The organism is Pseudonocardia sp. ICBG601, assembly GCF_020496245.1.
Genome location: NZ_JAHLJA010000217.1, coordinates 1 through 15,233, shown reverse-complemented (window position 1 = coordinate 15,233; position 15,233 = coordinate 1). Strand labels below are relative to the sequence as shown.

Below are 15,233 nucleotides of genomic sequence, written 5' to 3'. Positions count from 1 at the left end.
GCCGGGAGATCAGGTCAGTACACCCTTCCGGGTGGACAGGCGAACCTTACCCATGGCGGTCACGATCGGGCGGACAGGACATCCCAGACGACCTCGAGGTGCGCGCGGCCGGTGGTGATCCCGCCGAACGCCACCCGCACCACCGGGTGCCCGTCGACCTCGGTACCGGTGAGCAGCACCCGACCGTCGGCGTTGGCCCGCTCCAGCAGCGCGGTGGTCGCCGCGTCGCCGGCACGCGAGCGCAGGCAGACCAGCGACAGCACCGGTGTACACGCCAGCTCCAGGTCGTCGTGCCCGCGGAGCCGCTCGGCCAGCTCGGCGGCGAGGTCCACGTGCCCGCGCAGGTGCGCCCGCAGCCCGGACAGGCCCTGCCCGTGCAGCACCGCCCACAGCTTCAGTGCCCGGAACCGCCGCCCGAGCGGGACCTGCCAGTCCCGGAAGTCCACGACGGCGCCGGAGTCGGAGTGCGCGTCGCGCAGGTAGGCCGGGGTGATCGACAGCGCGGCCGGCAGCGCGCGGGCGTCGCGCACCCACAGCAGCGAGGCGTCGAACGCGGTGAGCAGCCACTTGTGGGCGTCGGTGCAGAAGGAGTCGACGCCGGGCCCCGGGCCCGGGTTCACGCCGTCGAGCACCCAGCGGTGCTCCGGGCAGAGCGCCGCGACGCCGGCCCACGCGGCGTCGACGTGCACCCAGGCCCGGTGCGGCCGCGCCGCCGTGACCAGGGCCGCGACCGGGTCGCTCGACCCGGTCGAGGTCGTCCCGACCGTCGCGCACACCAGCACCGGGACCAGCCCGGCGGCGGTGTCGGCGGCCAGGGTGTCGGCCAGTGCGTCCGGGTCCATCGCCCGCGTCCCCGGGGTGCACGGGACCGTCCGCAGCCCGTCGGAGCCGAGTCCGGCCACCCGCACCGCCTTGGCCAGCGACGAGTGCGTCTCGGCGGTGACGTAGACGCGCTCCCGCCCGGTCACCCCGTGCGCCCGCCAGCCGGAGTCCGGGTCCGGCGCTGCCCGGTGCAGCGCGGCGGTGAGCGCGACCAGCGCCGCCGAGGACGCCGAGTCCTGGATCGAGCCGCCCCCGCCGCCGTCGTGGGTGAACGACTCGTCCAGTCCGAGTGCCCTGGCCAGCTGGTCGGTGACCGCCTGCTCCACCTCGGTGCAGGCGGGCGAGGTGGACCAGAGCATCCCCTGCGTCCCGGCGCCGCCGGCGAGCAGCTCGCCGAGCAGCGAGGTCAGCGAGGCGTTCGCCGGGAAGAAGGCGTGGAAGCCGGGGTGCTGCCAGCGGGTGTCGGCGTCGCCGGTGACGGCCTCGACCAGCGACGGGAACGCGGCGAGCGGCTCGGGGTCCTCGTTCGCCTCGCGGGGGAAGCGGCCCCGCACGGTGCCGGGCTCCACGACGTCGCGGACCGGGTGACGCTCGATCCCGGCGCGGGCGTCGGCGACGGCGTCGACGAACAGGTGGCCGAGGGCGCGGAACTCGTCCGGTGTGAGGTCGGGCACGCGGTCCGACGCTACCCGGCCACGGAGGCGTGCTCGTGGTCGTGCAGGTCGTCGAGGTCCCAGGCGGGCAGCGGGTCGTCCAGGTCGCGCCAGGAGTCGGGCCCGGCGAGCAGCTCGTCGTCGGTGAGCAGGGCCGGGTCGAGCCGGGCGGTGACGGTGTCGCGGGTCAGGCCGAGCCCGATGAACACGATCTCCTGCCCGCGCGGCCCGTCGAACGACGACCACGGCGCGGCCGGGTCCAGTGCCATGTTCGGCCCGGCCTGCGACCACAGCCCCGCGACGTCGGGCCGGGTGGCCAGCCAGCAGAAGCCCTTGCTGCGCAGCAGGCCGGGCCACTCGCCGAGCGCGTCGAGCAGTCGTGCCGGGTGGAACGGGCGCGCCGCCCGCCAGGTGACGCTCGCGATCCCGTACTCCTCGGTCTCGGGGGTGTGCGAGCCGTTGAGCTCCTGGGCCCAGCCCGGTGTCGCCGAGGCCGCCGCCGGGTCGTAGCGACGGGTGTCGAGCAGGTCGGTGACCGGCACGTCCCCGCGCACGGCGCGCACGATGCGGGCGCCCGGGTTCATCCGCGACAGCAGTGCCTCGATCCGGCCCAGCGCGTGCGGCGCGACGAGATCGGTCTTGTTCAGCACCAGCAGGTCGGCGAACTCGACCTGGTCGGCGAGCAGGTCCGACAGCGTCCGCTCGTCGCCCTCGGCGGCCTGCAGCTCCCGGTCGGCGAGCGAGTCCTCGCTGGTCAGCAGGTGCTCGAAGGTGGAGGCGTCGACGACGGTGACCATGGTGTCGAGCCGCGCCACGTCGGAGAGCGCGGTGCCGTCGTCGAAGGTCCACTCGAACGTCGCCGCCACCGGCATCGGCTCGGAGATCCCGGTCGACTCGACGACGACGTGCTCGTAGCGCCCCTCGGCGGCCAGTTCGCCGACCGTGGTCAGCAGGTCCTCGCGCAGCGTGCAGCAGATGCAGCCGTTGGTGAGCTCGACCAGCTTCTCCTGGCTGCGGTGCAGGTCGACGAGCGCGCCGTCGATGTTCACCTCGCTCATGTCGTTGACGACGACGGCGATCCGCCTGCCCTCCCGGTTCGCGAGCAGGTGCTCCAGCAGCGTCGTCTTCCCCGCGCCGAGGAAGCCGGACAGGATCGTGACGGGAACGCGACGGTCGGCCATACCGATGATGATAACGATAGTCGATTAGGCGGGTGTAGGCTGCCTCCGTGCGTTCCTCCCGTCTCGGCTGGTGGCGGCTGCTCCCCGCAGCCGCGTAGACGCACGTCACCGTCACCCCGGGCTGCCCGAGCAGCCCGGCGGAACCCGGTGTGTCTCGTGCAGCTCCCCGTTCCCAGGAGCTGATCATGGATTCCCTCGCTGCCACCGTCGCCCGGATGCCCGCGCTGCGTGCCGCCGTCGCCGCCGACCCGTCGTCGCACCGGGTGCTGACCGGGGAGCGGCCGACCGGCCCGCTGCACCTGGGGCACCTGGTGGGCACGATCTCCGAACGGGTCCGGCTGCAACGGTCCGGTGTGGACGTGCTGGTGATCCTGGCCGACTACCAGGTGATCACCGACCGCGACGTCGCGGACCGGCTGGCCGACCACGTGCGCGGCGCGGTGCTCGACCAGCTCGCCGCCGGGCTCGACCCGGACCGCACCACGGTGTTCACCCACTCCGCGGTGCCTGCGCTGAACCAGCTGATGCTGCCGTTCCTGTCGCTGGTCACCGAGGCCGAGCTGCACCGCAACCCGACGGTGAAGGCCGAGCACGCGGCGTCCGGGCGCGCGTTGTCGGGCCTGCTTCTGACCTACCCGGTGCACCAGGCCGCGGACATCCTGTCCTGCCGTGCCGACCTCGTACCGGTGGGGAAGGACCAGCTCCCGCACATCGAGCTGACCCGGGTGCTGGCGCGGCGCTTCGCCGAGCGCTACGGCCCGGTGTTCACCCCGCCCGAGCCGATGCTGACCGACACCCCGGAGCTGCCCGGCCTCGACGGGCACAAGATGTCGAAGTCCCGCGGCAACGCCGTCCCGCTCGGCGCGACCGCCGACGAGACGGCGGCGATCGTGCGCCGCGCCCGTACCGATTCCGAGCGTCGGATCACCGTCGACCCCGAGGGGCGGCCCGGGGTGTACGGGCTGCTCACGACCGCGGCGCTGTGTCTGGGGCGCGACCCGCACGAGCTGGCCGCGACCCTCGACGGGGCCGCCGCGCTCAAGCGCCTCACCACCGAGGCGGTCAACGACCATCTCGCCGGGCACCGCGCGCGGCGCGCCGAGCTGGCGCGTGACCCCGGGCTGGTCGACGACGTGCTGGCCCGCGGCAACGCGCGTGCGAACGAGCTGACGGAGGAGACCCTCGACGCGGTCCGTGCGGCGATGGGGATGCGCTACGACCGGGTCAGGACGCGGTCCGCCGGGTGACGGTGTCCCGGATCTGCGGCAGCAGGTGCTCGCCCGCGGCCAGCAGGTCCGGGAGCCGGTCGGGCTCGCCGAGCAGCGCCCGGAAGGCGTCGGCGACGGTGACGCCGTGCCCTGGCCGGTGCTCGACGGTCACGGTGTCCCCGGCGCGGATCTCGCCGGGGGACAGGACCCGCAGATAGGCGCCGGGGCGGGCGGCCGCGGTGAACCGCTTCACCCAGCCCGCCCGCTCCAGGTGCGCGGCGAAGGTCCGGCACGGGACGCGGGGCGCGGTCACCTGCAGCACCACCCCGCCGACCCGCCAGCACTCGCCGAGCTCGGCCCCGGACACGTCGATCCCGCGGGTCGTCAGGTTCTCCCCGAACGTCCCCGCCCGCAGCGGCCCGAGCTCGGCGGCGAAGAACTCCAGGTCCTCCCGGGCGTAGGCGTAGACGGCCTGGTCCGGGCCGCCGTGGTGGTCGGCGTCGCAGATCGTGTCGCCGGCCAGCCCGCTCGCCGCAGCCGCCGGGACGGCCACCCGGACCGGTCCGGCCACCGGCCGCTTGTCGATCCCCGAGGCCCCCGCCTTCGCGAGGATCGGGCGGGACACCCCGGTGTTCACCGATTCCACGACGCTCACGGTGCCGACGGTAGGCGAGCCCCCGCCGCCGTCGCGACCGGATTGGCGACCGGGTCGGCGATCGGGCTGGCGACCGGGCTACTGCGCGGGTGCGGAGACCGAGTCCAGCGCGCCGTGGTCGCGGCGCAGTTCGGTCTTGAGCACCTTGCCCGTCGGGTTGCGCGGCAGCGCGTCGACGACGGCGATCCGTGTCGGGCGCTTGTAGCGGGCCAGCCGGTCGGCGCACCACGCGACGACGGCGTCGAGGTCCGGCGGCGCGGTGGGGTCGGCGGGCACGACCACCGCCAGCGGTGTCTCGCCCCAGCGTGGGTCGGGCACCCCGATGACCGCGACGTCGGCGATGCCCGGGTGCGCCGCCAGCACGTCCTCCACCTCGGCGCTGTAGACGTTCTCACCACCCGAGATGATCATGTCCTTGGCCCGGTCCACGACGTAGAGGTAGCCGTCGGGGTCCTCGCGGACCAGGTCTCCGGAGTGGAACCAGCCGCCGCGGAACGCTTCGGCCGTCGCGTCCGGACGCCCCCAGTACTCCCGCATCACCGTCGGTCCGCGGTAGACGATCTCGCCGACCTCGCCGCGCGGCACGTCGTTCATCTCCGGGTCGACCACGCGCACCTCGACGCCGATCATCGGCGTCCCCACCGAGCCGATCTTGCGGACCGAGTCCTCGCCGCGCAGCACGCACGTGATCGGGCTGCACTCGGTCTGGCCGAACGCGGTCACCACGGTGGCCTGCGGGAACGTGTCGATCATCGTGCGGATCAGCGTCGTCGACGCCGGTGCCGCGCCCCAGCTGATCCGGCGCAGCGCCGACAGGTCCCGCTCCGCGAGGCCGGGCACCGCGCAGATCGCCTGCCACTGCGCCGGGACGAAGAAGCACGACGACACCTTCTCCCGTTCCAGGGTGTCGACCGTCGCGACCGGGTCGAAGCCGCCCGACGGCGGGATGATCACCCGGCCGCCCGCGATCAGGGTGGGCAGCATCCCCGACAGCCCGGCGATGTGAAACAGCGGCGCCCCGGACAGCGAGACCCGGTCGTCGCCGGCGGTGCCCATGTGCGTGATCGACAGGAACGCGTGCAGCAGCAGGTTGCGGTGGGTCAGCACGGCGCCCTTGGGACGGCCGGTCGTCCCCGAGGTATACATGATGTAGGCGGGCTCCTCGTCGGCGACGTCGTCGCCCCAGGACCCGGGCCCGGCCTCGGCGAGCAGCGCGTCGAGGCCCTCGCCGAGCCCCAGCACCGTCCGCACCGACGGCGCGTCGGCCCGGGCGGTCTCCACCGTCGCGGCGAACCGGTCGTCGCAGACGACCGCGGTGGGGCCGCAGTCGGTCAGCTGGAAGGCGATCTCGCCGGCGGTCAGCCGGAAGTTCAGCGGGACGCAGATCGCGCCGATCCGCAGCACCGCCAGGTAGCTCTCGACGAGCTCGACGGAGTTGAGCCCGAGCACCGCGACCCGGTCCCCGCGGTCGACCCCGCGTCCGGCGAGGACGGTCGCCAGCCGGGACACCCGGTCGTCGAGCTGCGCCCAGGTCCGCGACGTCCGTGGGTCGGCCAGCGCCGGAGCGTCCGGTGTGGTCCGTGCGTGCCGCGCGACGATGTCCGCCGCCGTCATCCCGTGTCCCGTGATCGTGCCCACCGGTGGCCTCCCGAGCCTCGACTGCCCTGCCACTGTGGTCCCGGCCACCCCGGTGGGGCAACAGTTCGGCCCGCCGTGCAGGGTGACGCCGGTGAGCACGACCCCCGACGGCAGCGGTCCCGACGGCAGCGGTCCCGGCGGGCCCGACTCCGGGGGCGCCGTCCCCGACGGCACCCGGCGGCTCCGGCTGCTGCAGCTGGCGGCGCTGACGAGCACCGTCGACCGGTTCGCGATCGCGCCGCTGCTCGTGCCGATCGCCGCCTCGTTCGACGCGCCGCTGGCGGCGGCGGCCGGCGCGGCCGGGGGCTACTTCCTCGCCTACGGCCTCATGCAGGTCGTGTGGGGCGTGCTGTCCGACCGGATCGGCCGGGTCCGGGTGATGCGCCTGGCCCTGGTCGGGGCGGTGCTGGGCGGGGTAGCCTCGGTGCTGGCCCCGACGCTGGCCGTGCTGGTCGTCGCGCGGGTCCTCACCGGCGCGTGCACGGCGGCACTGATCCCGGCCGCGCTGGTCTACGTCGGCGACACCTGGCCCGCCGCGGTCCGGCAGCGGCCGCTGTCGGACCTGCTCGCCGCGACCGCGCTCGGCACCGCCGTCGCCACGGCCGGGGCGGGGCTGCTCGCCGACCTGGCCGGGTGGCGCGTCGTCCTCGGTGCGACGGCGGCGGGCTGCGCGGTGCTGTTCGTCGCGCTGCGGGCGCTGCCCGAACCCGACGGCGCCCGCACGCCGTCGCGCGGGATCACCGACGCGGTGCTCCGCCCGCTGGCCGCCGTCGCCGGGAACGGCTGGGCGCGGCTGGTGCTGGCGCTCGCCTTCGTCGAGGGTGCGGTCGTGCTCGGGGTGCTGACCTACCTCGCGCCGTCGCTGCAGGCCGGGGGCAGCTCCGCCGCGCTGGCCGGGCTCGCCGCCGGCGGTTACGGCGTCGGTGCGGTGCTGTTCTCCCGGGTCGTGCGACCCCTGGTCGGCCGACTCGGCCCGGCCGCGCTGGCCGGCGTCGGCGGTGGGTTCCTCGTGGTCGCCTGGACTTTCCCGCTGGTGACGGTGCACCCGATGACGGTCGCCGCGGCCGGGCTCTGCCTGGGCGGGGCGTGGGCGTTCCTGCACTCGACCCTGCAGACCTGGGCGACCGAGGTCGTCCCGCAGGCGCGCGCGACCGCCGTCGCGCTGTTCGCGACGCTGCTGTTCCTGGGCAGCTCGGCCGGGACCGCGCTCGGCGCCCCGTTCGCCGACGCCGGGCGCTTCGCCCCGCTGTTCGCCGCCGCCCTGGTCGCCTCGGTGCCGCTGGCGCTGGTCGCGGCCCTGGCCCGTGCCCGCTACGCCCGCCGCGCCGCCTGACCCCCCCGTGCCGGTCACACCGCGGGCCCGGGCGAGGTCACACGTAGCGGTCGCGCAGCTCCCGCTTGACCAGCTTGCCCGTGGGGGTGCGGCGGCAGGAAGTCGTGTGAAGTCCACCGACGACGGCGCCTTGTAGTGCGCGATCCGCTCCCGCCACGAACTCGATCAGCTCGCGTTCCAGCTCCGGGCCGGCGTCGACGCCCTCCGGGGGCTGGACGACGGCCTTGACCTTCTCGCCCATCTCGTCGTCGGGCACCCCGATGACGGCGACGTCGAGCACCTTCGGGTGCAGCGCGAGGGCGTCCTCCACCTCCTGCGGGTAGATGTTCACCCCACCGGAGATGATCATGAATGCCTTGCGGTCGGTGAGGAAGAGGTAGCCGTCCTCGTCGAGGTAGCCCAGGTCCCCGGTGGTGGTCCAGTTCTCGTGCTCGGGGTGGGTCGCGGCGAGGGTCTTGCCCGGGTCGTTGTGGTACTCGAACGGGCGCTCGTCGCGTTCGAAGTAGACGGTCCCGATCTCGCCCGGCCCGAGCACGGTGCCGTCGTCGGCGGCGATCCGGATGGTGCCCAGCCCGGCCCGGCCGACCGACCCGGGACGCTCGCTCCACTGCGCCGAGTCGATGAAGGTGACCCCGTTGGACTCGGTCGCGGCGTAGTACTCGTGCAGGATCGGGCCCACCAGTCGATCATGGCCTGCTTGACGTCCACCGGCACGGGGCGGCCGCGTGTGGATCGCGACCCGCATCGAGGACACGTCGTAGGCGGAGCGGACGGACTCGGGGAGCTTGAGCATCCGCACGAACATCGTCGGCACCCACTGCGAGTGGGTGACCGAGTACCGCTGGACGAGCTCCAGCGCCTTCTCCGGGTCGAAGCGCTCCATCACCACGACGGTGCCGCCGAGCGCCTGCACGGTGGCGGTGAACCGCAGCGGCGCGGCGTGGTAGAGCGGGGCCGGGTTCAGGTAGACGGTGTCGGTGCCGAAGCCGTACATCGGCCCGAACAGGGCCTGGTAGGTGTCGCCCGGCTCGTCGATCTGCCGGTCGGGCAGCGTCGGCTTGATGCCCTTGGGGCGCCCGGTGGTGCCCGAGGAGTAGAGCATGTCCGCCCGCGGGGGGTCTGGTCGGCGGCTCGGCGGAGACCGACGCGAGGGTCTTGTCGTAGTCGGCGTAGCGGGACGCGCCGGGGATCTCGCCGCCGAAGGCCAGTCGCACCGGGGTGTCGACGTGGTCCTCGATCGCCGCGGCCAGACCGGCGACACCGGCCGAGACCACGAGTGCCTTCGCACCGCAGTCGCGGACGATGTAGGCGGCCTCGGGCGCGGAGAGGTGGTGGTTCACCGCGGTGATGTAGAGCCCCGAGCGCTGGGCCGCCCAGTAGACCTCGTAGACCCGCGCGCAGTTCTCCGCGACGAGCGCCACGACGTCGCCCCGCCGGAGTCCGGCGGCGCGCAGGTGGTTCGCGAGCCGTGCGGACCCCTCTCCAGCTCACGGAAGGACAGGCTCGCGCCCGAGCCCCCCATGATCACGGCCGGCTTGTCGGGGGTCGTCGCGGCATGCGTGCCTGGGTACATCGGGCCCTCTCCGTCGGTGTGCGCCGCGGATCGCCCGGCGCACGTCTCTCGTCGGCCCTGATCCTGCCATCCGGGGCGGCCCCGGCGGCGGCAGCGGTCAGGAGTGCGCGTTCCGATAGGCCTCGAGAACCGAGAGGCTTATTCAGGGCCCGTGAAATAACGATCTAGCCCGGCGTGTCGGGTTGGGCGACAGCCCGTCCATCGCGAAGATTGGTTTGTCGAATCAATCCGAGATGAATGGGCTGTCGCAGTATGTACTATACCACTGGCTTTCGGCGTGATGAGATTCAGGATCTTGCCGCTCTGGTGCATGAGCAGGATCAGCGGAACGCGACTGGCCTGCGACGGCCTTGGCCGCCGATTCTGGGATTGTTCTGGTCGGTGGTGATCACGTTGGCGTATCTGCGCGGGAATCGTGTGCAGTGGGAGTTGGCGGAAACCTACGGGGTGTCGCAGTCGACGGTCAGTCGAGCGATCGCGGGGGTGACACCGTTGCTGGCGCAGGCGCTGCGGAGTGTAGTTCCGACTGCGGAGGAGCTTCGTGCCGATCGGCAGTACATCATCGACGGAACCCTGCTGCCCTGCTGGTCATGGACCGCCGTACCAGGTCTGTGGTCGGGCAAGCATCGCACCACCGGCGTCGTCGTCCAGGTCGCAGCCACCCTGGAAGGGCAGCTGTCGTGGATCTCCGACCCGACCCCAGGCTCCCGACACGACCTACATTGCCTCGACCAATCCGGCGCCCTCGACCACCTCGCCACATACCCACCGATCGGCGATAAAGGCTACATCGGGCGCGGCATGCTCACCCCGTTCAAAAAACAACCCGGCCGGGAACTTCTCGACTGGCAGAAAACATTCAACAAGAGCCTCAACCGCACACGCGCCACCATCGAGCGAGTCATCGCCCATATCAAGTCGTGGAAAGTTCTCCACACAGACTACCGCCGACCCTACGCCACATTTAAAACGACGATCTCGGCAGTCATCGGACTCATCTTCTACGCACTTACCTGACGGAGCCTGAATAAGCCTCCGAGGACGGGATACGCCCGCGCTCGGAGATCTTCATGCCCTGGGCCGTTGCCCATTCCCGCACCGCGCGGTTCGCGGCGCGTTCCGAGGCACTGGAACCGTTCGACGAGGTGCCGGAAGAGGTGCTGCGCCGACCGGACCCGCGACGGGCGGCCGCGACGTAGGGCGCCAACGATTCGCGCAGCTTCTCGGCATTCTTCGTGGACAGGTCGATCTCGTAGGCGCGGCCGTCGACGGAGAACTCCACCTGCTCGTCGGCCTCGGTGCCGTCCAGGTCGTCGACCAGGGTGATGGTCGTCTGCTGCGCCACGTCGTCATTCCTTCCGCGGGAATCGCCGGACCCGGCCGGAGACGGGAATCGCCCCGGTCGGTGCCGAACCGATTCTTCGGGCAGAACGATAAGGGATGCCGAACCGACCTGTCGAACCCCTCCCCGGAAATGGTCCGGTGCCGGCGTTTCCGGGAGGGGATACGGCGTCCGGGTGACGGGAATGGGCGGAAAGGGTCAGCGGTGACGGTGACGCGAATCAGCGTGCGGTCGGCCACCACGGTTCGGTGGGAACCGCGGCGCGCGGCGTCGTCGACGGTCGTGACGCCGGTCAGGTCGATGCGCTGGCCCGGGCGCGGCAGGGCAGGACCACGTCCTGGTCGGCGGCGGCCTTGCGGGCCCGCTCGGCGGGCTCGTCCAGGGGTGGAAGCGGAGCGTGAACGTCTGTTCGCCCAGTGGATCGGCAGCAGGACCCGGCCGCCGAGCTCGCGGTGCGCGGCGACCGCCTGCTCCGGGTCGGCGTGGATGTCGGGCCACAGGTCGGAGTAGGCGCCGATCGGCAGCACCGTCAGGTCGAACGGGCTGTGCGCGGCCCCGGTGCGCGCGTGCGCCCGGGTGGCGCCGGGTGTCCCCGCCCAGGTAGGCGGTGTGCCGCGGTCCGGCGACCTTCCAGGCCGCCCACAGCGTGGTGTTGCGGCGCAGCCCGCGCCCGGAGAAGTGCCTGGTCTCCAGGCAGGTCAGCTCCAGCCCCGCCACGGTCACCACGCCCTCCCAGTTCGCGCTCGACGACCCGGTGCCCGGGGATGCCCCAGGAACGCAGGTGCGCGCCCACCCGAGCGGCCCGACGAACACCGCGGAGGTGTCGCGGGCCAGCGCGGTGACCGTCGGACGGTCGAGGTGGTCGTAGTGGTCGTGGCTGAGCACCACGAGTCCGGGGAGCCGAGCTCGGACAGCGGCGCGACCGCGCGGGTGCAGGCGGCGCGGCCCGAAGCGCGGCACGGGGGAGGCGTACTCAGACCAGACCGGGTCCACCAGCGCCCGCCGGCCGTCGATCTCCAGCAGCACCCCGGCGTGGCCAGCCAGGTCACCGCCAGCCCGGCGGGCTCGGCGGGGGTCCGCAGCGGCGCGAGCGGCACCGTCGCCGGCGCGCCGCCCGCGGAGCGGCGGCCGACCAGCATGTTCAGGATCATCCGGGCCGAGGCCTTGGCCCGGGGCAGCCCGGGCTCGGTGTTGGCGAACAGCCCGTCGACGGCGTTCGGGGAGGCGGAGGCGATCCGGCGCAGCTCGCCCGGGCGGGCCCCCATGTTCCGGCGCACGTGCAGCCCGAGCGCGGCCAGGGCGCCGGTCAGGGCGAGCGGGACGGACAGGACGGCCGCGGTGGGGAGGCGCTTGCTGCGGGACACGATCACCAGACTACGAACGCCCCGGGCGCGGTTCCCACCTACAGTCACGATCGTGACCGACGGGCATGGCGGGGACCAGGGGTGAGCACCGAGCGGCACGGGCACGTGCTCCTGATCCGGATGACGCGGCCCGACAAGCGCAACGCCGTCGACGCGGCGATGACACGGCCGGCCTCGACGAGGCGCTCAACACACCTCGACGACGACCCGGACCTGTGGTGCGGCGTGCTCGCCGGGGACCCGACGGCGTTCAGCGCGGGCACGATGACCTGGCCGCCGGGGCCGGCGGCCCCACCCCGCGCGGCGGCAACTACGGCGTCGTCCGGCGGGACCGGCGGCGCCCCCTGATCGCCGCGGTCGAGGGCGTCGCCTACGGCGGCGGGTTCGAGATCGTGCTGGCCTGCGACATGGTCGTCGCGTCGACGACGGCGCGGTTCGGCCTGCCCGAGGTTGCCCGCGGCCTGGCGCGAACTGCGGTGCGCTGTTCCGCGCGCCGCGGCCGCTGCCGCTCAACGTCGCCAAGCAGCTGCTGGTGACCGGGCGCCCGCTGGACGCCGACCGTGCGTACACCCTGGGCCTGGTCAACGAGCTCGTCGAGCCGGGGCGGGCCGAGACCGCGGCGCTGGAGCTCGCCGCGACGGTCTGCGAGAACTCGCCGCTCGCGGTGTCGGTGTCGCTGCGCGCCCTGGAACGCGTGGTGTCCGAGCCGGACGAGCGCGGCTGGAGCGCCACCGAGGTCGCCACCGCGGCGATCCTGCGCTCGGCCGACAAGACGGAGGGGATCGCGGCGTTCCTGGAGAAGCGCCCGCCGCGGTGGACGGGGCGCTGACCCCTGCGCCCGGGCACGGGCCCACTGACGGCGACTAGGCTCGTCGGCATGCCTGCCCGGACGCGACGCGAGGACCTGGTCGCGCTGCTGCAGGACTACGCGGGCGAGTCCGAGCTGCTCGGCCAGGAGTTCGCCGGGCGGCACGGGCTGCATCCACGGACCTCCACGCGCTGCTCGCGGTGATGCGCGCGGACTCCGCGGGTGAACCGCTCACCCCGGGTGTCCTCGGTGCCCGGCTCGGCCTGTCCACCGGTGCGACGACCGCGCTCGTCGACCGCCTGGAACGCGCGGGCCACGTGCGCCGCAGCCGCGAGTCCGCCGACCGGCGGCGGGTGACCCTGCGCCAGGCCGAGAACGCCGCGGAGGTCGGCGGGGCGGTTTCTTCGGCCCGCTCGGCGCCCGGATGGACGCCCTGCTCGCCGGCTTCGACGACGACGAGCTCGACGCGGCGGCCGCTTCCTCAGCGCGATGAAACGCGCTGGTCGCGGACTACCGCGCGACCTCGCAGCCTCGCCGGAGCCGAGGTCCGCACCGGCCTGACGCGGTCAGGCGTTCGCCGTCGCCGTGTCCAGGTACTGGCGAACTTGCGTTGCGCGGCCTCGGTGCGGGTCGGGACGTGCTCGGTGGGGGACCTCGACCGGGGTGTAGCCGCGCAGGATGCGCCGCGCGACGGACTCCTTGTGGACCTCGTCGGGACCGTCGTAGATCCGGCGGCGCGGGGCCGCGCGGTACATCTGCTCCAGCGGCAGGTCCCCGGAGAAGCCGAGCGAACCGTGCACCTGGATCGCGCGGTCGATCACGTCGTGCAGCACCTTCGCGCCCCAGTACTTGATCATCCCGATCTCGATCCGGGCGTTCGAGGCCCCGACCTGGTCCATCGTCCAGGCCGCGTGCAGGGTCAGCAGCCGGGCCGCGGCCATGTCCGCCGCCGACTGCGCGACCATGTCCTGGACCATCTGCTTGTCGGCCAGCCGCGTGCCGCTCGCCGTCCGTGACACCGCGCGCTCGCACATCATGTCGAACGCCCGCCGGGACTGGCCGAGCCAGCGCATGGCGTGGTGGATGCGGCCCGGGCCGAGCCGCTGCTGGGCGAGCCTGAACCCGTCGCCGGGGTTGCCGACGAGGTTCGTCGCCGGCACCCGGACGTCGCGGTAGAAGACCTCGGCGTGGCCGCCGTAGATCTCGCCGCCGACCTCTGGGTGGTCCATCACCGGGATGTCGCGGGCCACGTCGAGCCCGGGGGTGTCGGTCGGGACGATGATCATCGAGGCCCGCTGGTACGGCGGTGCGTCCGGGTCGGTCACCACCATCGCGATCAGGAAGTCCGCGCCGGTGGCGTTCGAGGAGAACCACTTGTGGCCGTTGATGACGTAGTCGTCGCCGTCGCGCACGGCCCGGGTGGACAGCATCGTCGGGTCCGCGCCGGCGCCGGGCTCGGTCATCGAGAAGCAGGACCGCAGCTCACCACGCAGCAACGGGTGCATCCAGCGTTCCTTCTGCTCCGGCGATCCGCCGATCGCGAGCAGCTCGGCGTTGCCCGAGTCGGGCGCCTGGTTGCCGAACACCCCGGCGCGTAGCGGCACTGACCGAGGATCTCGTGCATCAGCCCGAGGGAGACCTGACCGAACCCGCCGCCGCCGAGCTCCGGGGGCAGGTGCGCCGCCCACAGACCCTGCTCGCGGACCTGCTCCTTGAGCGGCGCGGTGATCCGGGCGAAGGTCTCCCGGTCCAGGTCGAGGGTCTCCAACGGGATGATCTCGTCGCGGACGAAGCCGCGCATCCACTTCAGCTTCTCCTCGAACTCCGGGTCGGTACTGAAGTCCCCACGCCATCGCGTCCGCCTCCCGACGAGCTTCGTTTCCACGGCGAACGTAATACAGCCCGCGACGACGGGGTGTTCCGGCGACCCAGGACGACGGGGGGGGGGAGTCCCGGCGGCACCCCGGTGATCGACAGTCCGCGCGTGTGTTCGGACGCGCGCGGGCGGCGCATCACCGCGCGCCCGGCGGATCACCGCGCGCCCGGCGGATCACCGCGCGCCCGGCGGATCACCGCGCGCCCGGCGGATCACCGCGCGCCCGGTGGACCACCGCGCGGCGGTGGATCAGCACGCGCACGGCGGATAGCCGTGCCCGGTGGAGCGACGCGTGGGCTCGGGCACGGCGCGTCGACTCCGGCACGGCGGGCCGAGGCACAGATTCGGTGACGCGTCGGTGATCGACAGTTCGCGCGCTGATCCGCTCCGCGCGTGTGTCCGGACGCGCGCGGACGACGGATCACCGCGCGGCCAGCGGATCACCGTGCGGCTGGGAGAATCACCGTGCGCCAGCGGATCACAGTGCGCCCGACGGATCGGCCGCGCGCCCGGTGGAGCAGCGAGGGGTCGGTGGAGCAGCGCGCACGGTGGGCACCGCGGGAGGCGGGCCAGGCGGACGGTGAGCGTGCAGGTGGGGCTGACGGGCGGCGGGGGATCGGCGGGCGATCACCGACGCGGCGGCGGAGGGGGCTCGCGCGACGGAGGGTCGCGGGCGGCGACATTGCGCGCGTCCGCGTCGCCGGGGAGGCTCGGGGGATGACCGACGAGGCTCCCGTCACCCACGCACCCCGGGCGGGTGTCCCGGCCGATCTGGCGGAC

Annotated in this window: 14 protein-coding genes and 5 pseudogenes; 8 read left to right on the top strand and 11 right to left on the bottom strand. The window is 73.5% G+C overall.

All coding sequences use genetic code 11. The annotated features are described in order from the left end of the window. Positions 1-59: 59 nt before the first annotated feature. Together KPL57_RS61140 and KPL57_RS61135 are read right to left on the bottom strand one after the other, a co-directional pair. Complete coding sequence (locus KPL57_RS61140; protein ID WP_226358981.1) at positions 60-1,496, bottom strand: aspartate aminotransferase family protein; 1,437 nt, start codon at positions 1,494-1,496, stop codon at positions 60-62. A gap of 11 nt (positions 1,497-1,507) precedes the next feature. Then, positions 1,508-2,656 carry a GTP-binding protein gene (locus KPL57_RS61135; protein ID WP_226358980.1) on the bottom strand — a complete coding sequence of 383 codons (1,149 nt, stop codon included), beginning with the start codon at positions 2,654-2,656 and terminating at the stop codon, positions 1,508-1,510. Between the two features lie 185 nt (positions 2,657-2,841). Here KPL57_RS61135 and trpS point away from each other — a divergent pair, with 185 nt between their 5' ends. Further along, a complete protein-coding gene (gene trpS, locus KPL57_RS61130) occupies positions 2,842-3,903 on the top strand; it encodes a tryptophan--tRNA ligase (protein ID WP_226358979.1) in 1,062 nt (353 codons plus the stop codon). Here the strand turns inward: trpS and KPL57_RS61125 are convergent. Continuing rightward, positions 3,881-4,519, bottom strand: a complete 639-nt coding sequence (locus tag KPL57_RS61125) for an MOSC domain-containing protein (protein ID WP_226358978.1) — start codon at positions 4,517-4,519, stop codon at positions 3,881-3,883. The two genes, trpS and KPL57_RS61125, sit on opposite strands and share 23 nt — an antisense overlap. 78 nt (positions 4,520-4,597) lie before the next feature. Beyond that, a complete protein-coding gene (locus tag KPL57_RS61120) occupies positions 4,598-6,133 on the bottom strand; it encodes a long-chain-fatty-acid--CoA ligase (protein ID WP_226359015.1) in 1,536 nt (511 codons plus the stop codon). A gap of 115 nt (positions 6,134-6,248) precedes the next feature. On the opposite strand from KPL57_RS61120, the gene KPL57_RS61115 reads away from it, so the two are divergent. Next, positions 6,249-7,490 (top strand): MFS transporter, encoded by a 1,242-nt coding sequence (locus KPL57_RS61115; RefSeq protein ID WP_226358977.1) that lies wholly within the window; start codon positions 6,249-6,251, stop codon positions 7,488-7,490. A 37-nt stretch (positions 7,491-7,527) separates the two neighbouring features. Here KPL57_RS61115 and KPL57_RS61110 read toward each other — a convergent pair whose 3' ends face one another. Next, positions 7,528-8,592 (bottom strand): AMP-binding protein, encoded by a 1,065-nt coding sequence (locus KPL57_RS61110; RefSeq protein WP_226358976.1) that lies wholly within the window; start codon positions 8,590-8,592, stop codon positions 7,528-7,530. Between the two features lie 193 nt (positions 8,593-8,785). Beyond that, positions 8,786-8,911 (bottom strand): annotated as a pseudogene (locus tag KPL57_RS61105) (hypothetical protein); the annotation flags it as partial. A 404-nt stretch (positions 8,912-9,315) separates the two neighbouring features. On the opposite strand from KPL57_RS61105, the gene KPL57_RS61100 reads away from it, so the two are divergent. Continuing rightward, positions 9,316-10,080 carry a transposase family protein gene (locus KPL57_RS61100; RefSeq protein WP_226350834.1) on the top strand — a complete coding sequence of 255 codons (765 nt, stop codon included), beginning with the start codon at positions 9,316-9,318 and terminating at the stop codon, positions 10,078-10,080. Here the strand turns inward: KPL57_RS61100 and KPL57_RS61095 are convergent. From KPL57_RS61095 to KPL57_RS73485, 3 genes and pseudogenes are all read right to left on the bottom strand, one after another. Beyond that, positions 10,073-10,408 (bottom strand): Lsr2 family protein, encoded by a 336-nt coding sequence (locus KPL57_RS61095; RefSeq protein ID WP_226358975.1) that lies wholly within the window; start codon positions 10,406-10,408, stop codon positions 10,073-10,075. The genes KPL57_RS61100 and KPL57_RS61095 overlap by 8 nt on opposite strands. A gap of 470 nt (positions 10,409-10,878) precedes the next feature. Continuing rightward, positions 10,879-10,932, bottom strand: a pseudogene (locus tag KPL57_RS73490) (hypothetical protein); the annotation flags it as partial. Between the two features lie 118 nt (positions 10,933-11,050). Next, positions 11,051-11,398, bottom strand: a pseudogene (locus KPL57_RS73485) (MBL fold metallo-hydrolase); the annotation flags it as partial. 452 nt (positions 11,399-11,850) lie between these two features. On the opposite strand from KPL57_RS73485, the gene KPL57_RS71325 reads away from it, so the two are divergent. From KPL57_RS71325 to KPL57_RS68755, 5 genes and pseudogenes are all read left to right on the top strand, one after another. After that, entirely contained in the window at positions 11,851-12,117 is a 267-nt protein-coding gene (locus KPL57_RS71325) for a hypothetical protein (RefSeq protein ID WP_226359021.1), read from the top strand. Between the two features lie 44 nt (positions 12,118-12,161). Next, the gene (locus tag KPL57_RS71320; RefSeq protein ID WP_308253356.1) at positions 12,162-12,305 is read left to right on the top strand and encodes a hypothetical protein; all 144 of its coding nucleotides are present in this window, start codon (positions 12,162-12,164) and stop codon (positions 12,303-12,305) included. Beyond that, positions 12,302-12,598: an enoyl-CoA hydratase-related protein gene (locus tag KPL57_RS68765; protein ID WP_308253332.1), complete on the top strand. Its 297-nt coding sequence runs from the start codon at positions 12,302-12,304 to the stop codon at positions 12,596-12,598. The genes KPL57_RS71320 and KPL57_RS68765 overlap by 4 nt, the downstream gene beginning before the upstream one ends. A gap of 48 nt (positions 12,599-12,646) precedes the next feature. Continuing rightward, positions 12,647-12,781 carry a hypothetical protein gene (locus tag KPL57_RS68760; protein WP_264199994.1) on the top strand — a complete coding sequence of 45 codons (135 nt, stop codon included), beginning with the start codon at positions 12,647-12,649 and terminating at the stop codon, positions 12,779-12,781. Continuing rightward, positions 12,781-12,873: pseudogene (locus tag KPL57_RS68755) on the top strand (MarR family transcriptional regulator); the annotation flags it as partial. The gene KPL57_RS68760 and the pseudogene KPL57_RS68755, both read left to right, overlap by 1 nt. Positions 12,874-13,143: 270 nt before the next feature. On the opposite strand, the gene KPL57_RS61070 reads toward KPL57_RS68755, so the two are convergent. Together KPL57_RS61070 and KPL57_RS71315 are read right to left on the bottom strand one after the other, a co-directional pair. After that, positions 13,144-14,181, bottom strand: coding sequence for an acyl-CoA dehydrogenase family protein (locus KPL57_RS61070; RefSeq protein WP_226358974.1), 1,038 nt, complete (start codon positions 14,179-14,181; stop codon positions 13,144-13,146). A 50-nt stretch (positions 14,182-14,231) separates the two neighbouring features. Beyond that, positions 14,232-14,378 (bottom strand): annotated as a pseudogene (locus KPL57_RS71315) (acyl-CoA dehydrogenase); the annotation flags it as partial. Positions 14,379-15,233: the final 855 nt, after the last annotated feature.

What these genes read in the sequence shown, in the direction of transcription:
- KPL57_RS61100 (WP_226350834.1), top strand. Translation starts at nt 9,316, where the DNA reads ATGTACTATACCACTGGCTTTCGGCGTGATGAGATTCAGGATCTTGCC.
- trpS (WP_226358979.1), top strand. Translation starts at nt 2,842, where the DNA reads ATGGATTCCCTCGCTGCCACCGTCGCCCGGATGCCCGCGCTGCGTGCC.
- KPL57_RS61110 (WP_226358976.1), bottom strand. Translation starts at nt 8,592, where the DNA reads ATGCTCTACTCCTCGGGCACCACCGGGCGCCCCAAGGGCATCAAGCCG.
- KPL57_RS68760 (WP_264199994.1), top strand. Translation starts at nt 12,647, where the DNA reads ATGCCTGCCCGGACGCGACGCGAGGACCTGGTCGCGCTGCTGCAGGAC.
- KPL57_RS61120 (WP_226359015.1), bottom strand. Translation starts at nt 6,133, where the DNA reads ATGACGGCGGCGGACATCGTCGCGCGGCACGCACGGACCACACCGGAC.
- KPL57_RS61135 (WP_226358980.1), bottom strand. Translation starts at nt 2,656, where the DNA reads ATGGCCGACCGTCGCGTTCCCGTCACGATCCTGTCCGGCTTCCTCGGC.